Annotated in this window: 21 protein-coding genes; 7 read left to right on the top strand and 14 right to left on the bottom strand. The window is 63.9% G+C overall.

Annotated elements, in window-relative coordinates:
• Nucleotide 1: 1 nt before the first annotated feature.
• Complete coding sequence (locus C6558_RS25760) at nt 2-520, bottom strand: RNA polymerase sigma factor (protein ID WP_025427961.1); 519 nt, start codon at nt 518-520, stop codon at nt 2-4.
• Between the two features lie 397 nt (nt 521-917).
• On the opposite strand from C6558_RS25760, the gene C6558_RS25755 reads away from it, so the two are divergent.
• Entirely contained in the window at nt 918-1,709 is a 792-nt protein-coding gene (locus tag C6558_RS25755) for a DUF3313 domain-containing protein (protein ID WP_158268960.1), read from the top strand.
• 64 nt (nt 1,710-1,773) lie between these two features.
• Here C6558_RS25755 and C6558_RS25750 read toward each other — a convergent pair whose 3' ends face one another.
• Together C6558_RS25750 and C6558_RS25745 are read right to left on the bottom strand one after the other, a co-directional pair.
• On the bottom strand, nt 1,774-2,322 hold the full coding sequence (locus C6558_RS25750; protein ID WP_038577333.1) for a tetratricopeptide repeat protein: 549 nt from the start codon (nt 2,320-2,322) through the stop codon (nt 1,774-1,776).
• 164 nt (nt 2,323-2,486) lie between these two features.
• Nucleotides 2,487-3,389 carry a metallophosphoesterase gene (locus C6558_RS25745; protein ID WP_025427958.1) on the bottom strand — a complete coding sequence of 301 codons (903 nt, stop codon included), beginning with the start codon at nt 3,387-3,389 and terminating at the stop codon, nt 2,487-2,489.
• Nucleotides 3,390-3,499: 110 nt separating this feature from the next.
• On the opposite strand from C6558_RS25745, the gene C6558_RS25740 reads away from it, so the two are divergent.
• Complete coding sequence (locus C6558_RS25740; protein WP_107027893.1) at nt 3,500-3,967, top strand: NUDIX domain-containing protein; 468 nt, start codon at nt 3,500-3,502, stop codon at nt 3,965-3,967.
• Nucleotides 3,968-4,074: 107 nt separating this feature from the next.
• Here C6558_RS25740 and C6558_RS25735 read toward each other — a convergent pair whose 3' ends face one another.
• Nucleotides 4,075-5,052 carry a glutathione S-transferase family protein gene (locus tag C6558_RS25735; RefSeq protein ID WP_038576325.1) on the bottom strand — a complete coding sequence of 326 codons (978 nt, stop codon included), beginning with the start codon at nt 5,050-5,052 and terminating at the stop codon, nt 4,075-4,077.
• A 259-nt stretch (nt 5,053-5,311) separates the two neighbouring features.
• Here C6558_RS25735 and C6558_RS25730 point away from each other — a divergent pair, with 259 nt between their 5' ends.
• On the top strand, nt 5,312-5,869 hold the full coding sequence (locus C6558_RS25730; protein ID WP_025427956.1) for a GNAT family N-acetyltransferase: 558 nt from the start codon (nt 5,312-5,314) through the stop codon (nt 5,867-5,869).
• Between the two features lie 13 nt (nt 5,870-5,882).
• On the opposite strand, the gene C6558_RS25725 is transcribed toward C6558_RS25730, so the two are convergent.
• From C6558_RS25725 to C6558_RS25695, 7 genes are read right to left on the bottom strand one after another with little or no spacing between them, the layout of a single operon-like run.
• Entirely contained in the window at nt 5,883-6,305 is a 423-nt protein-coding gene (locus C6558_RS25725) for an N-acetyltransferase (protein ID WP_025427955.1), read from the bottom strand.
• Complete coding sequence (locus C6558_RS25720; protein WP_025427954.1) at nt 6,305-7,507, bottom strand: glycoside hydrolase family 5 protein; 1,203 nt, start codon at nt 7,505-7,507, stop codon at nt 6,305-6,307. Before C6558_RS25720 ends, C6558_RS25725 begins: the two co-directional genes overlap by 1 nt.
• 54 nt (nt 7,508-7,561) lie before the next feature.
• Entirely contained in the window at nt 7,562-8,035 is a 474-nt protein-coding gene (locus C6558_RS25715) for a GNAT family N-acetyltransferase (RefSeq protein ID WP_084814558.1), read from the bottom strand.
• Complete coding sequence (locus tag C6558_RS25710; RefSeq protein ID WP_025427952.1) at nt 8,032-10,101, bottom strand: membrane protein; 2,070 nt, start codon at nt 10,099-10,101, stop codon at nt 8,032-8,034. Before C6558_RS25710 ends, C6558_RS25715 begins: the two co-directional genes overlap by 4 nt.
• Before the next feature lie 10 nt (nt 10,102-10,111).
• Nucleotides 10,112-12,919: a DUF4159 domain-containing protein gene (locus C6558_RS25705; protein ID WP_025427951.1), complete on the bottom strand. Its 2,808-nt coding sequence runs from the start codon at nt 12,917-12,919 to the stop codon at nt 10,112-10,114.
• Nucleotides 12,916-13,836 carry a DUF58 domain-containing protein gene (locus C6558_RS25700; RefSeq protein WP_025427950.1) on the bottom strand — a complete coding sequence of 307 codons (921 nt, stop codon included), beginning with the start codon at nt 13,834-13,836 and terminating at the stop codon, nt 12,916-12,918. Before C6558_RS25700 ends, C6558_RS25705 begins: the two co-directional genes overlap by 4 nt.
• A 3-nt stretch (nt 13,837-13,839) precedes the next feature.
• Nucleotides 13,840-14,853, bottom strand: a complete 1,014-nt coding sequence (locus C6558_RS25695; RefSeq protein ID WP_025427949.1) for a MoxR family ATPase — start codon at nt 14,851-14,853, stop codon at nt 13,840-13,842.
• A gap of 195 nt (nt 14,854-15,048) precedes the next feature.
• On the opposite strand from C6558_RS25695, the gene C6558_RS25690 reads away from it, so the two are divergent.
• The 3 genes from C6558_RS25690 to C6558_RS25680 are packed head-to-tail and all read left to right on the top strand — an operon-like array spanning nt 15,049 to nt 17,557.
• Entirely contained in the window at nt 15,049-15,672 is a 624-nt protein-coding gene (locus C6558_RS25690) for a DUF1285 domain-containing protein (protein ID WP_084814559.1), read from the top strand.
• Entirely contained in the window at nt 15,669-16,301 is a 633-nt protein-coding gene (locus C6558_RS25685) for a CoA pyrophosphatase (RefSeq protein WP_025427947.1), read from the top strand. The genes C6558_RS25690 and C6558_RS25685 overlap by 4 nt, the downstream gene beginning before the upstream one ends.
• Nucleotides 16,298-17,557: a CCA tRNA nucleotidyltransferase gene (locus C6558_RS25680; protein WP_025427946.1), complete on the top strand. Its 1,260-nt coding sequence runs from the start codon at nt 16,298-16,300 to the stop codon at nt 17,555-17,557. Before C6558_RS25685 ends, C6558_RS25680 begins: the two co-directional genes overlap by 4 nt.
• A gap of 108 nt (nt 17,558-17,665) precedes the next feature.
• Here the strand turns inward: C6558_RS25680 and C6558_RS25675 are convergent, their stop codons facing one another.
• Together C6558_RS25675 and C6558_RS25670 are read right to left on the bottom strand one after the other, a co-directional pair.
• Nucleotides 17,666-17,971: a hypothetical protein gene (locus C6558_RS25675; RefSeq protein ID WP_025427945.1), complete on the bottom strand. Its 306-nt coding sequence runs from the start codon at nt 17,969-17,971 to the stop codon at nt 17,666-17,668.
• Nucleotides 17,972-18,345: 374 nt separating this feature from the next.
• Complete coding sequence (locus C6558_RS25670) at nt 18,346-18,531, bottom strand: DUF1059 domain-containing protein (RefSeq protein ID WP_025427944.1); 186 nt, start codon at nt 18,529-18,531, stop codon at nt 18,346-18,348.
• Between the two features lie 202 nt (nt 18,532-18,733).
• Between C6558_RS25670 and C6558_RS25665 the strand changes: the two genes are divergently transcribed.
• Complete coding sequence (locus C6558_RS25665; RefSeq protein WP_025427943.1) at nt 18,734-19,279, top strand: adenine phosphoribosyltransferase; 546 nt, start codon at nt 18,734-18,736, stop codon at nt 19,277-19,279.
• Between the two features lie 6 nt (nt 19,280-19,285).
• On the opposite strand, the gene C6558_RS25660 is transcribed toward C6558_RS25665, so the two are convergent.
• Nucleotides 19,286-19,498, bottom strand: a complete 213-nt coding sequence (locus tag C6558_RS25660; protein ID WP_025427942.1) for a hypothetical protein — start codon at nt 19,496-19,498, stop codon at nt 19,286-19,288.
• Between the last annotated feature and the right edge of the window lie 104 nt (nt 19,499-19,602).

Raw genomic sequence — 19,602 nt, 5'->3', positions numbered from 1 at the left:
GTCATGCCCTCCTTTCGGTGTTTTCGGAGATCATCGCGGCGAGCCTCAACCGCGCGGTCGACAGCCTGCTCATCACCGTGCCGATCGGGATACCGAGGATATCGGCAGTCTCGCGGTAGCTGTGGCCTTCGACATTGACCAGCAGGAAGGTGCTTGCCAGGCCCTCAGGCATCGAGAGGATCATCTTCTGCAATTGGTTGGCGTAGACGGCTTTCTCGGCGGAGGCCTCGATGCTCAGTTCGTCCTGGTCGGACACGTCGACCGTACCGCTGCCGGTGCGGACTTTCCGTTTGCGGATCTCGTCGATCCAGAGGTTGCGCGTCATGGCGTAGATCCAGCTTTCGAGCCGGCCTTCTCCGTTCCAGAGGTGACTGCGCGTAATCGCTCTTTCGCAAGCTTCCTGGACAAGATCATCGGCATCATGTGCATTGCGCGTCAATGTCATCGCGAAGCGGCGCAATTTGGGCAGCAAGCTGACCAAGTCGCGTCTGAAGTCCTTCGTTTCTGCCGCTGGGCGCATTGCTCTTCCAAATGAAACGTGCGGGATCGTGTCTTTATTCGCCAGGTAATTCCACGGTGAATGATATGAAACATTTGACCGTTAGTCTGCAAGGGAAGTCACGGATCGGAAAGCGAAATCTGCTCTTTCTTTCGCCGTTATCCCAAAAACCCTTGCCGATCCGCATGTCGTCTCGCAGGGCGGTCGTTACCGTAAACTGCAAGGGTGGGCCGGCATTGCGTCAAAGTTCGGCCCGAATCTGATCGGCACTCATCCGCACAACTCCAGGTCGATCACAGAGGACGCGTCAATGAACGAGCATGCATGCGGCGAGAGACGAAATGACGGTCGACCTTCCACAGGGCGACCGCGTGATGGCGGGTGGCGCCCCGCTCCGAAATTCTTGCGGGTGGCCGGCTTGACCGTATCCCTGGCGGGCCTCGCCGGTTGCCAGAGTGCGTCTCTCAGCGAAACCGGTTCGCTGTCCTCCTACAAGGATTTCGTCGCAAGCGACGGGATGGTAACCAAGACCAAGTATCGGGTGGATGCCGCTTCGACCAAGACGGTCAAGACCGTGCATCTGATCCCGACGACCTTTGCCTCCAATGCCGATGTCGGCACCCTCGGCGACCCCCAGAAGAAGCTGGTGGCGACGGCGATCGACCGCTCGCTGTGCGAGGCGCTAAGCGCGCATTTCGATGTCGTTCCGGTGTCGAAGCCGGCGGATATGGCGGTGCGTTCCGTTGTAACGAAGGTGAAAGCCACCAACGCCGTCGTTGCCGGCGTGTCGAGTGTCGCTTCGAAAGTCTCGCCTGTCCCGGTTCCGCGCCTTCCGATCGGTCTCGGCAATCTATCGGTCGAAGCCGAGGCCTTCGATGCCAGAGGCAAACAGATCGCGGGTCTGACCTGGGCGCGGGGGGCAAACATCGTCACCAGCGGTTCGCGCGCGTCGACTGCCGCCGACGCCTTCGAGCTTGCCGGAGACTTTTCCGACGATTTCAGCGCGATGCTGGCAAAGTCGAACGATCCGATGAAGTCCGACTTCGAGCTGCCGTCGATGAAGAACGTCTCGAATAGCGTGTCCTATGCGGTTACCGGCAAATCGACCGATCCCGATTGCGCGGTTTTCGGGCGTGGCTCGGGGGTCACGGGCATTGTCGGCGGCGCGCTGGGCTTGCCGCCGGAATGGACCGAGAAGAAGCGCAACTGAGGAGACGCTTCAAGGATCGATGCCGCGGCTGCCTTCCCAGGTTCGGGAAGGCAGTGGGCATGCATCAATATTGCCTGACGCCGCCCAAAGACTGCAGCAGCGAGCGATAGGCCCAGGTGTCTTCGCCGCCGCGATCGCGAATCTCGACCAGTTGCACGCGGGCATCCTCTACCTGACCCTGTTCGATCAGGGCCTGGCCCATGTAGGAGCGGGCGAGGATATAGTTCTCGTCGGCTTGGAGCGCGCGCTTGTAATACTGCATGCCGAGCTCCATGCGCCCGGCCTTGCGGTTGGCATAGCCGAGATAGTTCAGCACGCGGGCGCTCTTCTGATCCTTGACGGCGCCGAGGACCTTGATGGAGTTCTCATACTGGCCGGCATAGGCAAGCTCGCGGGCGGCCTCGAAGAGGATGTCGTCGCTAAGATCGCTCTTCTTGGCATTGACGCAGGCGTTCTTCTTGGCATCCCAGATCTTGCCGTTGGTGCATTCGCTGCTCGTCTTGGTTTTCTTCGGCGGTTCGCTGGTGTCCTCGCCGGCGGCCATGGCGGTCTGCCCTGCAAAAACGGCCGCGCTGGCGGCAAACAGGGCGCATAGAATGGTCTTGCGGTTCATCATGCCTATCTCCCAACATATGCAATGGCGCCGAGCACACCATTCACGGCACAGAGGATAGATCGCTCTGCCGGTCGTGGGAACCCGAACGGGAGTGTGACGCACGAATAGGGGCATTTATTCGCCCGGCGATGGGATTTCGGCGAAAAGTCGGGCGAGCGGGCCTAGAAGCGGGTGGTTTCGACCAATGTGGCGCCGGTCGCATCGGCGTTGAGCGCGTAGCGCTCGCGGGTGAGGAACCAGTTGCCGGCCTCGCCGGCAATCGTGAACAGATTGTAGGCAGCCTGTGGCTTGTGTCCGCCCGGACCCTGCGACGCCGAGGAGATACCGACGACCGGCACCGGGCCATTCGGGCCCTGCAGCGAGTAGACCGTATTGAGGTGGGTGTGGCCGTGGATCACCAGCTCGGCGCCGCCCGACGAGATCGTTGCCGCAAACCGGCGGATGCCGAGCATGCGCTTGTGCAGCGAGGCGGCGCCGTGGATCGGCGGATGGTGGATCATCACCACGCGGAAAAGACCGGCGTCAGCGGCCTGGCGAAGCAGGTTGACGGTGGCGCGCGCCTGCCGCTGGCCGAAATAGCCGCTGGCGGCAAAGGGCGGCGTCGCGACCGCAGTCGAGCAACCGATCAGCGCCACCGGGCCGCGCACCCGCAGATAGGGGAAGCAGCGATGGCCCTCATGCCACTCGGCCGGTGCGCCATCCGCCCGCATAAAGGGATACCAGGCGCGCGTCGTCTTCTCGTAGGCGCCGGGCACATAGGCATCGTGATTGCCCGGGACGATCGAGATGTTGGCCGGGTCGCCAGCGTCCTCGAGCCAATCGGTCACCGTTGCGATCTCCCGCGACGAGGCGAGGTTCACCAGGTCTCCGGTGATCGCCATATGGTCGGGATCGCGCTTCTCGATATCGGCCATCAGGCAGTCGAGCGTGCCCGTGAACAGGTGCCGGCTGCGGTTCCGGTGCCAGTTGACGAAGCCGGTGATGCGCTTGGAGGCAAGTTCCCTCAAGGAGAGATCGGGCAGGGGGCCGAGATGGATATCGGAGATATGGGCAAGTTTGAACATCGTCCCCGTCTAGCGCATATTCCGGTTGAGGGGAATCATGTCGCCGGATTAATCCGGTCTGACAGTCAATGCGGAAGGATAGGCATCTGAAGCAGGAGCGGCCACCGGAGATGCGACGCTGGTATCTCCGCGTCCTGATGCGCCTGGTGCACGGCTATTACGCGTTGTCGCGCGGCATGACGATCGGCGTGCGTGCCGCTTGCTTCGACGTTGAAGGGCGCGTCTTCCTGGTGCGGCATTCCTACCTGCCCGGCTGGCATTTGCCGGGTGGCGGGCTCGACCGCGACGAGACCGCGCTCGAAGGGTTGCTGCGGGAGTTGCGCGAGGAGGGCAATCTGGAAACGACCGCCCCGCCGACACTGGTACAGGTCTATTACAACAGGCGCACGAGTCGCCGCGATCACGTGGTCTTCTACCGTTGCGACGGCGTGCGCCAGACCTTGCCGAAGGTGCCGGATCTGGAGATCGCCGCGAGCGGTTTCTTCGCGCTTGATGCGCTGCCTGACGATACGACGCCGGCAACGCGCCGCCGGCTTGGCGAGCTTGCGGGCAGCACGGCTTTCGACAGCTACTGGTAGGGCCGGCCGCGCGCCGCCGCACGCGTGAACGCGCGGCGGCGGCTTAAGGCTCTTTTTTTGCGCATGTCATGATCGCAAAACCGCTACACACTTTTGCGCGACATGCGTTAGGCAGCCTGCCGCCCATGCGGCGCATCCAGATCGATGATCGGGCCGACGGGTACGACGCCGGTCGGATTGATCATCGTGTGGCTGCGGTAATAGTGTTCCTTGATGTGGTTCATGTTGACCGTCTCGGCCACGCCAGGCACCTGGTAAAGGTCACGCAGATAACCCTGCAGGTTCCTGTAATCGGCGATCCGGCGGATGTTGCACTTGAAGTGCCCGACATAAACGGGATCGAAGCGCACCAGTGTCGTGAACAGCCGCCAGTCGGCCTCGGTGAGCCTGCTGCCGGTCAGGTAGCGCCGGGTGGCAAGCCGCTCCTCCAGTTCGTCGAGCATGTCGAACAATGGGGTGACGCCTTCCTCGTAAGCTTCCTGGCTCGTGGCGAAACCGGCCTTGTAGACGCCGTTGTTGACCGCGCCATAGATGCGGGTGTTCAGCTCGTCGATTTCGCCTCGCAGTTCCTCCGGGTAGAAATCGTCGTTCGAGCCTGTCAGTTCGTTGAAGGCGGAGTTGAACATGCGGATGATTTCGGCGGATTCGTTCGAGACGATCGTGTTTTTCTGCTTGTCCCACAGGACGGGCACGGTCACCCGGCCGGAATAGGTTGGGTCGGCGCGGGCGTAGACCTGCCAGAGGGCGTGGAAGCCGTAGAGGTGGTCGACAGTGCCGCCATCCTTGCCCTTGAACTCCCAGCCCTTCGTCAGCATCAGCGGATCGACGATCGAGACCGAAATCAGGTCTTCGAGCTTCTTCAGCTTGCGGAAGATCAGCGTGCGGTGCGCCCAGGGGCAGGCAAGCGAGACGTAGAGATGATAGCGCCCGGCCTCGGCCTTGAAGCCGCCCTCGCCGGATGGGCCTGCCGACCCGTCGGCGGTGATCCAGTTGCGAAACTGCGATTCGCTGCGCTTGAAATGGCCTTTCGTCGCCGCCGTGTCATACCAGACGTCCTGCCAGATGCCGTCTACAAGCCTGCCCATGGGCGATCTCCTTTGTCGTTTCGTCGTTCATAGATAGCGTCTTTGCCGGTCTTCGATAGGTATCGATTTCTGAACAGTGCGTTTTGGGCTTTGACATCGGGCAATTTTCTGGTATCGGCGATTTCAGAAAATTTCTCTGTGTCCGGAACGAACCGTACTCATGACCTTCTCGGGAAACCTGCGACGACGCTGATGCTGCCAACGCCCTCTTCGGGTGACGCCATCCCCATGTCCGTTCGTATGCCTGGTTCCTGATCCCATGAAAAAGCACGACCTCGTCTACCTGACCGAAGACGCGTCCCATGACGCAGCCATCGAAATCATCAACGAAGAAGCCTTTGGCCCCGGCCGGTTTGCCCGGGCGGCTGCGCGCATTCGCGAGCAGGGGCCGCACGATCGGTCGCTGTCCTTCATCTGCGCCGACAATGGCGGGACGATCGCCTCGGTCAGGATGACGCCTGTGATGGCCGGTTCGATCAAGGGCCACCTGCTTGGACCGCTTGCTGTCAGGCCGTCGCACAAGAACATGGGCATCGGCCGGGAACTCGTGCGCATCGCCGTGGAGGCGGCACGGCGGAAGGGGTCGCAGGCCGTCATCCTCGTCGGCGATCCGCCCTATTATCAGCCGCTCGGCTTTGAAAAGGTCCGTTACGCCGCACTGGAATTTCCGGGCCCGGTCGATCCGGCACGGGTGCTGGTGGTGCCAATGGCTGAAGGCGTTCACGCCGGCCTTGCCGGCGTCATCGGCTGGCGGGACGACGCGGCCGCCCATGACGCGGCCGAGTTGGCCGATATCGAACTGGCGCTTGCCGTTTGATGGCCTTCGGGCCTTACTGCGAAACCAGCAGCTTTTTCAGGAAGACGCGGCTGCGGCCCGGTGGAAAGTCGGGCAACTCGCCGAAGGTCTCATAGCCCTGGCGCTTGTAGGCGCGCAGCGCCTGCGGGTTGAACGTGTCGATCCAGGCGCCGTGGCAGCCGCGACGAATGGCCTCTTCCTCGGCCGCCGTCAGCAGCTTGCCCGCAAGGCCCTGTCCGCGCAGGTCTTCCGGTAGCCACAGCCATTGCACGAACAACCAGCCCCAGGCGGTGTAGCCGCTGAGGCCGCCGCGTTTGCCCGCCGCATCGGGTCCACCGACGAGCACTGCCAGCGGCCGCCGCTCGGATGGGCCGACATCGGCGGCGTTGAACGCCGTCAGCCCGTTGCCGATCGCCTCGAGTGCTTCGGCCGGCGGTGCGTCGGTGATCTCGAACATCACTGCTCCTCCTTTGCCAGCCGTTTGGCTATCGGTTCGAATTCCGGTGTCGCCGTGCGCTTGACCGGATCCGGCGTGCCGGCGTCGATCGCGTCCCAGTATTTCCAGTGGACCTTCTTCGATCCCAGTTCGTAGTCCATGCCGTCCCAGCTGTCTTCGCGGAAGCTGTAGAAGGCCCAGTGCAGGCTGTTCTTGTCGAGCGTCGTCAGCACGTCTTCGAGGTAAGCCTTGCAGCCGGTCCAGCGGCGCATGCAGCCGAACTCGCCGGCAACGACGCGATTGAGCGGTATGCCCTTGTCTTTCGCCCATTGCACCGGTTGGTCGAGATAGGATGCGACCCGCGCCTTGTCCCAGTCCTCATCGCCTTCGCCGAAGGGCACCTTGCCGGGATAGGTATAGGGCTTCTCGCGCTTCATGTTGGGTGCGCTCGTCGCGGCGTAGGGCTCATACATGTGGAAGCTGTAGACCACCTTCTGGTCGCTGAGGCCCGACGGCCAATAGGTGAAGCCGTCGGCTGCCGCGTACCATCCGGCGTCGGCCATGATCGGGGTGGCCGGATCGACCTCGCGGATTGCGGCGATGACCGTTTCGTAGAAGGCCACGAGGTCGGATGCGCTGCCTTTCTTGCCGGCATACCAGTCGAGCATCGCCTTCCTGTCGGCATGCTCGGCAAGGCCGTTTTGCTTTTCAGGCGCCGGTTCGTTGATGATGTTGTAGGCGGCAACGCCAGGATGATCCCTAAGTTCGCGCGCGAGATCGCGCCAGAAGCTTGCGGCCTCAGCCCACCAGGCCTTGTCTTGCCAGATGCGCCCATCGAACTTGTTGCCGTTGTTCTGCGACCAGCGCATGCCGGGCAGCGACAGGGGAGTGATGACGACCTTCAACCCGGCCTTGTCGGCCCGGTCGAGCGTTTCCTTCAGCATCTTAAGGTCGGCCGCAGGAATGCCCTCGTATTTGTCGGCATCGCCGATCAGATAATCGCGCTTGGCCGGCTTCCACTTGTCGTAGGAGAGCCGGACCCAAGTGGCGCCGTAACCGGACAGCGCCTTGAAATAGGCCTCGTCCGGCGGCAGCCGGTTGAAGCTGTTGCCGCCGTGCTGCGGCTTGTCCCAGAAGCCGATGAGATCGGCCGCATGAGCGGGCCCGGTGACGACAGAACCGGCTACGGTGAGAGCGAGGAGGGAGGAGACGATCAAACGCATGTACAGGGCTCCTAAAAACTATCCCTGCGATTTCGACAGTCATTGTGGCCTAAATCAGGAACGGCGCATGCTGAAGACGTCGAGCCGGCTTTCACCCACATCGTTTTCGTCGAGCTGCCAGCCGCCGCGTTGATAGAATGCTCGCTTCTCCGGCAAGGAGCAGAGATGCACGCTCTCGACGCCGGTGGCCAAAGCCGCGTCCGCGGCATGGCGAACGATGCTCGCGCCGATGCCGAGTCCACGAAAGGTCGGCTCTACCCAGACCGCCGCGACCCAGGGACGAAGTGCCGGCCGCTCGTCGAGATCGGATTCGATTACCGATGCGGTGCCGATGAAGGTCGCGCCGCGATGGGCGACGATGGCAAACGGGATGTGCTGGTCGCCAAGGCTTCCGGCAACCAGTTCGGCGATATGGCCAAGCGGAAAGCCACGCGGCTCCCACCAGGCCCGCCAGACACGGTCGGCGATATCATCGGCGAAATAGGGCACATCGCGCAGGTTGCTGATGGCGACGCTCGGATCGGTCATCGACCCTCGCGGTACCAGGTCGCCGATATCAGGAAGAGCAGGACGGCAAGGCCGAAGAGACCGGTAAACAGCGACAGCGAGTTGATGCCCCTGAGCACGGTTTCATCCGTCATGCGCAGCGACAGCCGCTGGTCGTCGGCGACACGGACGGCGCCGCGCACCGGCAGGATCGATGGCAGGTCGATGGCGCCATCGGCACTTGCCAGCCGGCGCACAAGCCCCTTGGTCTTGTCAGCCCAGGGGCGCAGCTTGTCCTCGGTCGAGATCGCCGCCCTGAACTCCGGTGCGTCGACATTGCCGACATGCACAAGCGTCGTCAGTTCGTCGTTGGCGACTTCGAACAGGCCGGTTTCCGTGGTCTTGATTTCGGCGCTGTAAAGACCCGGCTCGCGCTGGGCGAGCGTCAGCTCCTCGGTCTTGCCGGACGGGTAGGTGAGGGTCGCATGGCCGGGGTCACCTTCGATGGTCTGACGGGTGATCTCCAGCGTGCGGCCGGCGGCACGCGCGGTCAGCGCTTCTTCTTCCAGCGCCGGCTCCTGCATCAGCCAATGGGCGGTGCGGCGATAGAGCGAGACGTGCGGACCGCCGCCCTCGAAACCGCGCGCCCAGAGCCAGCCCTGGTCGGACAGCAGCATGGCGACACGGCCCTTGCCGACGCGGTTCAGCACCAGCAGCGGCTTGCCGTCAGCCGCTTCCATCACGGTCTGACCGAGCGGCCTGTCGACGTCGACGGTGCGGAACCAGCGGCCCCACTGCGGCGGTTCGCTTGCCGCACCTTCGAGGCCACGGGTGACCGGATGCTTCTTTCCCTCGTCCGACAGGCGGGGGTAAAAGCCTTTTTCATTCATCACGCCGGTCGGGTTTGCCGGCAGCACGGCCGACAGGGGCGTTGCGGCAATGGAATCGTTGCCGGCATGTTCGGGACCGGCGGCGATCAGCAGCGCACCGCCGTTCTGAACATATTGCGCGATGTTGTCGTAGTAGAGGATCGGCAGGACGCCGCGGTGCTGGTAGCGATCGAAGATGATCAGGTCGAACTCGCTGATCTTGTCCACGAACAGTTCGCGCGTCGGAAAGGCGATCAGTGACAACTCGTTGATCGGGGTCCCGTCCTGCTTTTCCGGCGGGCGCAGAATGGTGAAGTGCACGAGATCGACGGCGGCATCAGATTTCAGCAGATTGCGCCAGGCGCGCTCGCCCGCATGCGGCTCGCCGGAGACGAGCAGCACGCGCAGGTTCTCGCGGATGCCGTCGAGCACATGGACGGCACGATTGTTGGTCTCGGTGACTTCACCGGGGACGCCGTTGACCGCGAATTCGAGAATGTTGTTGCCGCCGCGCGGCACGGTGAAGCTGAAGGGCACGTCAGTGCCGGGCTCGACCACTTCGGTTGCGATCTCGTTGCCGTTGAGGCGGATGGTCACCTGCGCGGTTCCGCCCGGTGCCGCACCGTCATCAACGACGCGGAAGGACAGCTTCTGCTGTTCGCCGACGATGCCGAAACGCGGCGCGCTGACGATCTCGATGCGGCGGTCGAACTCATCCGGCTTGCCGCTGATCAGCCCATGGATCGGCGCGTCGAAGCCGAGCTTCTGGTTGATATCGGGGACGTCGTGGATCTGGCCGTCGGTGATGAAGATCGCACCGCCGACCCGTGCCGGCGGCACATCGGCAAGCACGGAGGTCAAGGCGGAGAAGAGCCGCGTCGATGGCGCTTCGCTCTCTTCGCTGTCGGCAGCCTCGACGATGCGGGTCTCGATCTGCGGGAAGCGCGACAGCCGGTCCTTGAGATCGGCAAGCGCCTTGTCGGTCTGCTCGCGCCGGCCGGCATAGTCCTGGCTCTGGCTGCGGTCGACGACAACAGCGACGATGGTCGACAGCGGCTCGCGCTCCTCCTGGAAGAGGATCGGATTGGCCAGTGCCAGGCAGAAGGCGGCAAGGGCTGCGGCACGCACCCAGGCTCCGCGCACGCCGCGCCAGATGCCAAGCGCAGCCAGAATTGCGGCTGCAACGGCAAGCACCGCCAGATAGGGCCAGGGGATGAAAGGCGAGAAGTCGGCGGTCATCGATCGGCCCTCATTGTCCGAGCCGTTCGAGCAGGGCCGGCACGTGCACCTGGTCGGCCTTGTAGTTGCCGGTCAGCATATACATCATGATGTTGACGCCGGAACGGAAGGCGTATTCGCGCTGCATTTCGTCCGGCGGCACCGTCGGCAGCAGCGCGACGCCATTGGCGTCCACCGCCCAGGCGCCGGCAAAGTCGTTGCCGGTGATCATGATCGGCGTCACGCCGTCGCCCGAGCGCGCTGGGCGGTTGCTTGGCTCTTCGCGATTGTCGAGCTGCGCCTCGATCCAGAGCGGGCTGCCGGTATAACGGCCTGGGAAGTTCGCCAGCAGGTAAAAGGCCTTGGTCAGCACGTGGTCGGTAGGAACCGGCTCCAACGGCGGGATGTCGAGGTTGGCAAGGATCGCCTGCAGCCTCTCGGTGTTGGGGCTGGTGCCACCGGATGACGCGCCGAGCGAGGAGAACTGGTCGCGCGTGTCGAACAGCACCGTGCCGCCGGCGCGCATATAGGCGTCGATGCGGCTGACGGCCTGTGGGCTCGGCATCGGCGCCGAGGCGGAGACCGGCCAGTAGATGATCGGGTAGAACGAGAGCTCGTCCTTGGTGATATCGAGGCCGACGGGCGTGCCGGGCTCCAGCGTGGTGCGATAGGTGAGGAAGTCGGTGAGCCCCGTCAGCCCGCGCTCGGACAGGCGGTCGACTTCACTCTCACCGGTCACCACATAGGCCAGATGCGTGGTGTCGAGGCGCTCGAGAATGGCGGCGTCTTCCGGTCGACTGTCATCGGCCAGACTATCCGGCGGCGAAACGAGAAAGGCGCTTGCCGCCAGCAACAGGACCGCGGTCATGGCCTTTGCTGCGCGCAGCCGCGAGAAGGCCCCGCCCATGAACAACACGATCAGCGCGTCGACGAGCAGCAGCAGCAGGGCCAGTGTGAACAACGCCGGCTTCAGCGACCAGCTCTCGGACCCGGCCAGTTGCTGGGCGGTGTGAGCGCCGGCGGCCGTCATGTCGATCGGCTGCAGCTCGGCATTGCGTGGCAGCAGGTTGAGCGCGGTGAAACCGTCTTCGGAGCCATAGAGACCCGGAGGGTTTTCCGGTGTGGCGACCGGCACCTTGCCGGGGATGACGTCGAGCGGCCGGGCGTTGCCGGTCTCGGCCACGAGCACGCCGTCGGCATTGAGCAGCCGATAGGGCGCGAGCGTCTGCTGTTGCGCCTTGCCCTCGTTGGCAACGCCGCCGCCGCGCGAAAGCTGGACGCTGCGGCGAAGCATTTCGACGAAATCGCCCGAGATCGGCAGGTTCGACCAGGTGGCCTCGGCGCTGACATGGAAAAGGATGATGCGACCGGCGCCGTGAGCTGAGGTCGTTACCAGCGGCGTGCCGTCGGCAAGGCTTGCCCAGGTGCGCTCGGCAAGATCGGAGGTCGGCTCGGCCAGCACCTGCCGCTTGACGAGAATGTCTGTCGGGCGTGCCATGCCGGCAAACGGGCTGTTTCCGGGGTAGTCGGCAAGCGGCTGCGGTTCGGACCAGGACAGCGCGCCGCCAAGCGCGCGTTCACCCTGGCGCAGCGTCACCGGCACGAGCGGATCGTCTGCGGGGGCAGCGGCAAGCCGCGGGCCGGCAAAGCGGATGAGCATGCCGCCATTATCGATCCACTTCGACAGCTTCGGATAAATCTCCTCCGGCAGCCGGCCGATATCGGCCATGATCAGTACGGACGGCTTCTGCTCCAACAGTTCCGGAATGGCGACGGCGAGATCCGTCTCGTGCGGTTCGACGAGATCCGCATAGGGGGTGAGCGCACGGTTGATGTAGTAGAGCGGCGATAGCAGCGGCTGCGACAGGTCGCGGGCCTCGCCGCTCAGCAGGGCGACGCGGCGACGGCGGAAGCCATCGTCGAGCAGATGCACGCTGCCGGCGGTCGCTGCATTCTCGATGCCGATGCGGGCAAAGTCGTTGCGCAGTTCGAAGGGCGCTTCGATGCTGCCCTTGGCAACGCCTTCGCCCGAGGCGAAGGCGATCTGTCCATCGGCGATCGCGCGCCCACGCGTATCGTAGGCGACGATCGGCAGGGTCAGCGCGCCGTCCTTGCGCAGGCGCGTTGCCGTCACCGACATGCCGGTCGAGCCGTTGCTGGTATCGGTCAGCGCTACGGTGCGGCTACCATCGGCCTCGACGACCCGCAGTTCGGCAGCTCCCACGTCAGCAAGCGCTGCCATCGTCTTTTGATCCGCAGCCTCGATGCCGTCGCTGACGAAGGCGAGCGTGCCGGGATTCGTGCCCTCAAATGCGGTTTTCAGCGCGGCTATCGCCTGGGCTCGGTCGACGGCAAGGGGAATGGGGGCGGCAGCGGCAAGCCTGTTGCGCGCGGTTGCTGCCGAGCCTGGCGTGGCGTCGTGCTGGCGATCACCGGTGAAGGCGATGGAGACTGCAAGGTCGCGCGCTTCCGCGTCGTCAATCAGCGTGCTCACGGCATCGACGCGCTGTTCCCAGTCGGTGGCGGTTGCCCAGCTGTTGTCGACGACGATCGCCAGCGGGCCGCCGGTAGCAAGTGTGTTCTGACGCGGGTTCACGACGGGATCGGCGATCGCGAGGATGACGGCGGCCGCCATCAGCATGCGCAGCAGGGTCAGCCACCACGGGCTTTTCGATGGGGTTTCCTCGCGCTTCAACACGGAGGCGAGAATGCGCAACGGCGGGAACACTTCGGCCGCCGGTTTCGGCGGCGTCATGCGCAACAGCCACCAGATCACCGGCAAAGCGATCAGGGCTGCCAAGAGTGCCGGATTGGCGAAGAGGAAGGGAAGGCCGGTCATAGCTGGCCTCCATGCGTAGCGCGTCCTGGCATGCCGGACAGATACATGTGGACGGCAACCAGCGCCTCGGAGGCGGGCCGATCGGTCCTGTGCGGCGTGAAGGTCCAGCCGAGATGGCGCAGCGTGACGCCGAGGCTTTCGCGGCGGGCGAGGTAGGCGCGCTGATAGTCCTCGCGCAGGACCTCGGCGCGGCCGGCCGTCAGTTTCTGGCCGGTTTCCGGGTCGCTGAATTCAGTCCGCCCGGCATAGGGGAAGACTTCCTCCGCCGGATCGGCAACCTCGACGACATGACCGCGCAGGCCGCGGCGGGCGAGCGGGCCCAGCCGCTCCATGATCCTGTCGGTCGGATCGAGAAAATCGCCGATCAAGACGAGATCGCTGGCGCTGCGGATCATCCCCGTCTCGGGCAGCCCTTCGGAGAGCGGGCTCAGCATGATCGCGGTTGCCAGCCGTTCGGCGGCGTTGCGGGCGGAGATCGGCTCCATCACGCCGGGGCATCCGATGCGTTCGCCGGAGCGGGCGAGGATTTCGGCGAGCGCCAGCATCAAGACCAGGGCCCGGCTTTCCTTTGACACCGAACCGAGCGTTGACTTGTACATCATCGACGGAGACAGGTCGGCCCAGAGCCAGATGGTGTGGGCCGCTTCCCATTCGCGGTCGCGCACATAGGTATGGTCGTCGCGGGCCGAACGGCGCCAGTCGATGCGCGACAGGCTTTCGCCGTCGCTATAGGGGCGAAACTGCCAGAAATTCTCGCCGATCCCGCGCTTGCGCCGCCCATGCCAGCCGGAGATCACCGTATTGGCGATGCGGCGGGCCTCGACCAGGCAGTCAGGAACGAGCATCGCGCGCTGCTGCGCACGGGAAAGAACCTCACCAGCGGGGGTACGCGCAACTATGTGCCCGATGGAGGCCATTCTTTATCCCTTGGCTTGCTTCACCAGCTCGGCGACGACATCGCGCACGGTCATGCCTTCGGCACGGGCAGCGAAGGTCAGCGCCATGCGGTGCTGGAGAACGGGCTCGGCGAGCGCCAGAATATCGTCGATCGACGGCGCCAGGCGACCGTCGTAGAGCGCACGGGCGCGGGCGCAGAGCATCAGCGCCTGTCCGGCGCGCGGACCCGGGCCCCAGGCGACGTTCTTGTCGGTGGCGGCATTGCCGTTGCCGGGGCGGGCGGAGCGCACGAGATCAAGGATGGCATCGACCACCTTCTCGCCGACCGGCATCTGCCGGATCAGGCTCTGGATCTGCTGCAGGCGGGCGGCGTCGATCACCGGCCGGGCCGAGGCCTCCGTGACGCCGGTGGTCTCAAGCAGGATCTGTCGTTCGGCGGCAAGCTCGGGATAACCGACGTCAACCTGCATCAGGAAGCGGTCGAGCTGGGCTTCCGGCAGGGGGTAGGTGCCTTCCTGCTCCAGCGGGTTCTGGGTGGCCAGCACGTGGAACGGCTGCGGCAGGTCCTTGCGGGCTCCGGCAACGGTGATGTGATACTCCTGCATCGCCTGCAGCAGCGCCGACTGCGTGCGCGGCGAGGCACGGTTGATTTCGTCGGCCATCAGCAGCTGCGTGAAGATCGGACCGGGGATGAAGCGGAAGGAGCGGTGGCCGGCGGCATCCTGGTCCATCACTTCCGAGCCGAGAATGTCCGATGGCATCAGGTCGGGCGTGAACTGCACGCGGCTGGAATCAAGGCCGAGAACGGTGCCGAGCGTCGCGACCAGCTTGGTTTTCGCAAGGCCGGGAACGCCGACGAGAAGGGCGTGGCCGCCGGACAAAACGGCAAGCAGCGTCTGCTCGACCACGTTCTCCTGACCGAAGATGACCTTGCCGACTTCGGCCCGCACGAGCGCGATCTCCGCGAGCGCGTTTTCCGCCGCGGCAACGATCGCCCTTTCGTCGGTCGCTTCCGTGGCGCCCTTCATCACACTCATGGTCGTACTCCCCGGTCGCCCGTTGTTGAACCGAATCGCCCCGCGGGGGATTTTCAGTTGCCTTATTCCAATTTAGACCCTGGCTGACGGCTGACAAGTCGCCGCAGACGCACTATCTCGTGACAGCATACACGCCGCATCTCGCGACGACATACACGCCTCCGGTGCAAAATCGGGGCCAATCGGGACGGAACGATGGCAGAAGCCGAAATTCAGCGAACCGGGGACGCGGCCGGACTGGCGGCCCTGATCGCGCGTGCGGCCGGCCAGACGGGCGACCGCAAGCGTGGCCTGCCGCCGGTGGAGCGCTGGAATCCGCCGTTCTGCGGCGATATCGACATGGAAATCCGCGCCGACGGCACCTGGTTCTATCTGGGCACGCCGATCGGCCGGCAGCCACTGGTGCGGCTGTTCTCCACAGTTTTGCGCAAGGACGAGGATGGCGTCACCTATCTGGTGACGCCTGTGGAAAAGGTGGCGATCCGCATCGTCGACGCGCCCTTCGTTGCCGTCGAAATGAGCGTGACGCAGGCGGACGGCGTGCAGGTGCTGACCTTTCGCACCAATGTCGGTGACGTTGTCGAGGCCAGGCCGGAGCATGCCCTGCGTTTTGTCATTCATGGCGAGAACCGCGAACTGAAGCCGTACCTGCACGTGCGCGGCCGGCTCGAGGCGCTGGTTTCCCGGCCCGTCATGTACGATCTCGTCGAACTCGGCGAGACCGTGGTGGTCGACGGCGTCGAGATGTTCTGCGTGCGCTCGGGTGGGTCCATCTTCCCGATCATGAAGGCTGCCGAACTGGAAGCGCTGTCGCGATGAACCGGCATCCCTATTCTGCCGACGAATTTCGCCGCCGGGCCCTGACCCAGATGGGCGGGCCAGTGGAAAGCGCGTGGCGGGAACACGGAGATTTCCTGCTCAATCCCAGTATCGTGCCGCATCTTGAAACCCTGCATCTGAAGGATGCGGCCGTGCTGGTGCCGGTGGTCGACGACGGCGAGGATGCGCATGTCATCTTCACCCAGCGGACCGCAAGCCTGCGCAAGCATTCCGGCCAGGTGGCGTTTCCCGGCGGCGCGGTCGACCCGGAGGACCGCTCGATCGAGTCCGCCGCCCTTCGCGAGGCGCAGGAGGAGATCGGTCTTGACCCGCGGTTCGTCGAGACGATCGGACGACTGCCGCACTATATGGCGTTGTCCGGTTTCAAAATCACGCCGGTTCTGGCGGTGGTGCAGCCCGGCTTCGAGCTGGTGCCCAACCCCGACGAGGTCGAAAGCGTCTTCGAAGTGCCGCTGTCCTTCCTCATGAACCCCGGAAACCATGGGCGTGGAAGCGGCCACTGGCAGGGTGAAGACCGGCATTTCTATCGCATGCCCTATGGCGACAGGAATATCTGGGGTATCACCGCCGGCATCGTCCGAATGCTTTATGAAAGGCTTTATGCATGACCTCGGTTGCCGGTGAGAGCTGGTTTTCGGCTCCATCCCTTCGTCGCGTCTTCGATCTGCTGAATGTCGAGGGCGGGGAGGTGCGCGTCGTCGGCGGCGCCGTGCGCAACAGCCTGATGGGGGTGCCGGCCGGCGATGTCGACATGGCCACCACCTGGCATCCAGACGAGGTCGTTGCCCGCGCCAAGGCAGCCGACATCAAGGTGGTACCGACAGGCATCGACCACGGCACGGTGACGCTCGTCATCGACGGTACGCCCTATGAGGTGACGACGCTGCGCCGCGATGTCGCGACCGACGGGCGCCGCGCTGAAGTTGCGTTCGGAACCGACTGGAAGGTGGATGCCGAGCGGCGCGACTTCACCATCAACGCGCTCTACGCGGACCATGAGGGCGAGGTCGTGGACGACGTCGGCGGCCTTGCCGATATTAAGACCCGCACTTTGCGCTTCATCGGCAATGCTGCCGAGCGGGTGGCCGAGGATTATCTTCGCATCCTGCGCTTCTTCCGCTTCTTCGCCCATTACGGCAACGGTCGCCCCGATGCCGATGGCCTGAGGGCCTGCGCCCAGGCGCGTTCCAAGCTGTCGACACTTTCGGCAGAGCGGGTTTGGGCCGAGACGAAGAAGCTGCTTTCAGCCGAGGACCCGGGCCGGGCGCTGCTCTGGATGCGCCAGGCGGGCGTGTTGACCGAAATCCTGCCCGAGACCGAGAAATGGGGCATCGACGCCATTCCGGAACTGGTTGCTGCCGAGAAGGCCTTTTCTTGGGCACCGGATCCACTGCTGCGCCTTGCGGCAATCGTGCCGCCGGATGAAGATCGGCTCGAAGCCATGGCCGCGCGGCTGCGCCTGTCGAAGGCCGAGGCAGCGTATTTTTCGCGCTTTGCGAATGCGCCAGCGCTACCGGCAAAGACTGTGGATGCGGCGCTCGATCGCTTGCTCTACCGCCACGGCGCTGAGGGGATTTCCGTCCGGCTTCGCCTCGCGCTCGCCTCGGCCAGACGCAAGTCCGAAAACGATCCGGCCTTGCTTGCCGAGACGGCGGCGTTCCAGCGCCTCTTGACGCGCACCGAGGCATGGAAGCGCCCGAGCTTCCCGCTGACGGGCGCCGATGTGCTGAAGGCCGGCATCCCCGCCGGGCCTCGCGTCGGCCAGATCCTCGGTGAGCTGGAGGCCCTGTGGGTAGACCGCAATTTCAGTGTCGACCGGGCAAACCTTGTCGCCCGCCTCGAGACGATGGTGCCGCGCGCGTAAAGCGCGTGGCGCGCGACCATGTTAGAGGTAGATGACCGATCTTTCCTGGCACCAACTGCCGGTATTGAGCAAGCTGTGGGCTCGTAGAGCGAGGGAGCCGAGAGGCTGTTACTTGGTCGGCCTCACCAGCGAGACGACCCGTGGCTTCGATGGGGCGTCCAGCCATTCGATCCATTTGTCCCTTTCCTCGAGCGTGTCGAAGAACCGCCAGAGCTTGTACTCTTCGTCGGTGGTCTGCAGCATCTCGCCGATGGATACGAGCTCCAGAGGCAGCATTACCTCGTTGCCGTCGAAGCGAATGAAGTAAATCCCTTCGGCAGCGAGGCGAATAACTTGACCCGTGCCGTAACTTCCATCGGGATCGTCGACCGTGAAGTACATGCCGGTCAAAGTGTCAAAAACTTTGTCGTTCATAGGTTCCGAATGCCAGTTAAAAAGAATGAGGGCATGAGACGTTGGCGCAGCCCACCGGTAAACGCAAGAGATCGCCATACAGGTAAGGACAACAGGCCACGTGCTATAGAGCGTGAGCACCGCGCGGGTCAAATCTTCCTTCGCGTCATTGCCATAGCATAGGGATCGGCGAATGCGGTGCCGTGTGCCTCAGATCCAGACCTGGATGACGGTCACGGTCAACTCGGCCTGAAAGCGGGCGGCTCGCCGGGACAGACTTGGTCCCTCGCACCGGTTCGATGCGACGCACCATCATTCGGTGTCAGGGCAAACGGCACGCGTCGCGGGCGTTGTCATTGCAAGACCCGCGCGCGTTCGGAGTAGATGTAGTTTCGTCAGGCGGCCTTGGTTTCTTCGACGATGCGGGCCTTGATGTTATCGATCATGTTTTCGCGGATCATCGTTTCACCGTGGGCCTGGCGCATGTGTTCCACCACGCGGCGGACGATTTCGGCGTCGTTATCGGCGCGGGTGTGCCATTCGCACCCCGGGACAAGAGAACCGCATTCAAACAGGCGCATGATGTTCCTCCTTCCGATGTGGGCTCAACGTGAGGCATGCGGCGCGCGCATCTCCTCCGCGTGCCATGGGCCTCAGCGTAGCATCAACCCCCGGCACGACCAAATTGTTCCAGCCATCCGTGCGGCAGAAACCGTTATAGACATGCGGGTCGATGGTGTTATGGGTTTGCGGTAACAAGAGACACAAAGGCCTTCTTTGCCCATGACCACTACCGTTCAATCGGAACTGATCGCCGCCATCCGCAACATTCCGGACTATCCGAAGCCGGGCGTCATGTTCCGCGATATCACCACCCTGCTCGGCAATCCCAGGGCGTTCCGCCGTGCGATCGACGAACTGGTGCACCCCTATGCCGGTACCAAGATCGACAAGATCGCCGGCATCGAGGCGCGCGGCTTCATTCTTGGCGGCGCGATCGCCCACCAGCTTTCCTCCGGCTTCGTGCCGATCCGCAAGAAGGGCAAGCTGCCGCACGACACGGTGCGCATCGCCTATAGCCTCGAATACGGCGTCGACGAGATGGAGATGCACAAGGACGCGATCAGCCCGGGGGAGAAGGTCATTCTGGTCGACGACCTGATCGCGACCGGCGGCACAGCGGAAGCGGCCGTCAAGCTGTTGAAGCAGATGGGCGCCGATATCGTCGCGGCCTGTTTCGTCATCGACCTGCCGGAACTCGGTGGCCGCAAGAGACTCGAGGCGCTCGGCGTCAATGTCCGCACGCTGATCGAATTCGAAGGTCACTGACACCGCTCAGGCGCGGTTGATCGTCGGCAGCATCAGTTGCACCTCGCGCTGCGTTGCCGGCGTCAGTGTTTCCACCTCTTTCCGCCAGAAGGCGTCGGCTTCCGGCGGTTCGTCTTCCCAGCTTCTGATCGAGGTTTCGTTATCGTCGATGGCCACGCGCCGGTGGCCGCCGAGGCGAAGATATTCCTCCGCCAGTTCGCGAACATGGGTCTTTTCCATCGATAGCCCTCCGTTCCTTTCTGTCGAAGTTCCCACGCGTGCTGGCCTTTCGGCCACTGGCGCGGAACTCTGAAGGTCCGAACGGATTTTACGCCCAAATCGTT

Origin of the sequence: Ensifer sp. NM-2 (genome assembly GCF_003024455.1) — a bacterium.
Lineage (GTDB): Bacteria > Pseudomonadota > Alphaproteobacteria > Rhizobiales > Rhizobiaceae > Ensifer > Ensifer canadensis.
The sequence above is the reverse complement of the archived record's forward strand: the minus strand, read 5'-3'. Positions and strand labels throughout refer to the sequence as shown.

Coding starts and splice junctions, on each gene's coding strand:
- C6558_RS25670 (WP_025427944.1), bottom strand. CDS start 18,531: ATGCGCCTGTTTGAATGCGGTTCTCTTGTCCCGGGGTGCGAATGGCAC.
- C6558_RS25660 (WP_025427942.1), bottom strand. CDS start 19,498: ATGGAAAAGACCCATGTTCGCGAACTGGCGGAGGAATATCTTCGCCTC.
- C6558_RS25710 (WP_025427952.1), bottom strand. CDS start 10,101: ATGACCGCCGACTTCTCGCCTTTCATCCCCTGGCCCTATCTGGCGGTG.
- C6558_RS25700 (WP_025427950.1), bottom strand. CDS start 13,836: ATGGCCTCCATCGGGCACATAGTTGCGCGTACCCCCGCTGGTGAGGTT.
- C6558_RS25720 (WP_025427954.1), bottom strand. CDS start 7,507: ATGCGTTTGATCGTCTCCTCCCTCCTCGCTCTCACCGTAGCCGGTTCT.
- C6558_RS25685 (WP_025427947.1), top strand. CDS start 15,669: ATGAACCGGCATCCCTATTCTGCCGACGAATTTCGCCGCCGGGCCCTG.
- C6558_RS25695 (WP_025427949.1), bottom strand. CDS start 14,853: ATGAGTGTGATGAAGGGCGCCACGGAAGCGACCGACGAAAGGGCGATC.
- C6558_RS25750 (WP_038577333.1), bottom strand. CDS start 2,322: ATGAACCGCAAGACCATTCTATGCGCCCTGTTTGCCGCCAGCGCGGCC.
- C6558_RS25705 (WP_025427951.1), bottom strand. CDS start 12,919: ATGACCGGCCTTCCCTTCCTCTTCGCCAATCCGGCACTCTTGGCAGCC.
- C6558_RS25735 (WP_038576325.1), bottom strand. CDS start 5,052: ATGGGCAGGCTTGTAGACGGCATCTGGCAGGACGTCTGGTATGACACG.
- C6558_RS25680 (WP_025427946.1), top strand. CDS start 16,298: ATGACCTCGGTTGCCGGTGAGAGCTGGTTTTCGGCTCCATCCCTTCGT.
- C6558_RS25690 (WP_084814559.1), top strand. CDS start 15,049: ATGGCAGAAGCCGAAATTCAGCGAACCGGGGACGCGGCCGGACTGGCG.
- C6558_RS25730 (WP_025427956.1), top strand. CDS start 5,312: ATGAAAAAGCACGACCTCGTCTACCTGACCGAAGACGCGTCCCATGAC.
- C6558_RS25725 (WP_025427955.1), bottom strand. CDS start 6,305: ATGTTCGAGATCACCGACGCACCGCCGGCCGAAGCACTCGAGGCGATC.
- C6558_RS25760 (WP_025427961.1), bottom strand. CDS start 520: ATGCGCCCAGCGGCAGAAACGAAGGACTTCAGACGCGACTTGGTCAGC.
- C6558_RS25715 (WP_084814558.1), bottom strand. CDS start 8,035: ATGACCGATCCGAGCGTCGCCATCAGCAACCTGCGCGATGTGCCCTAT.
- C6558_RS25740 (WP_107027893.1), top strand. CDS start 3,500: ATGCGACGCTGGTATCTCCGCGTCCTGATGCGCCTGGTGCACGGCTAT.
- C6558_RS25745 (WP_025427958.1), bottom strand. CDS start 3,389: ATGTTCAAACTTGCCCATATCTCCGATATCCATCTCGGCCCCCTGCCC.
- C6558_RS25675 (WP_025427945.1), bottom strand. CDS start 17,971: ATGAACGACAAAGTTTTTGACACTTTGACCGGCATGTACTTCACGGTC.
- C6558_RS25665 (WP_025427943.1), top strand. CDS start 18,734: ATGACCACTACCGTTCAATCGGAACTGATCGCCGCCATCCGCAACATT.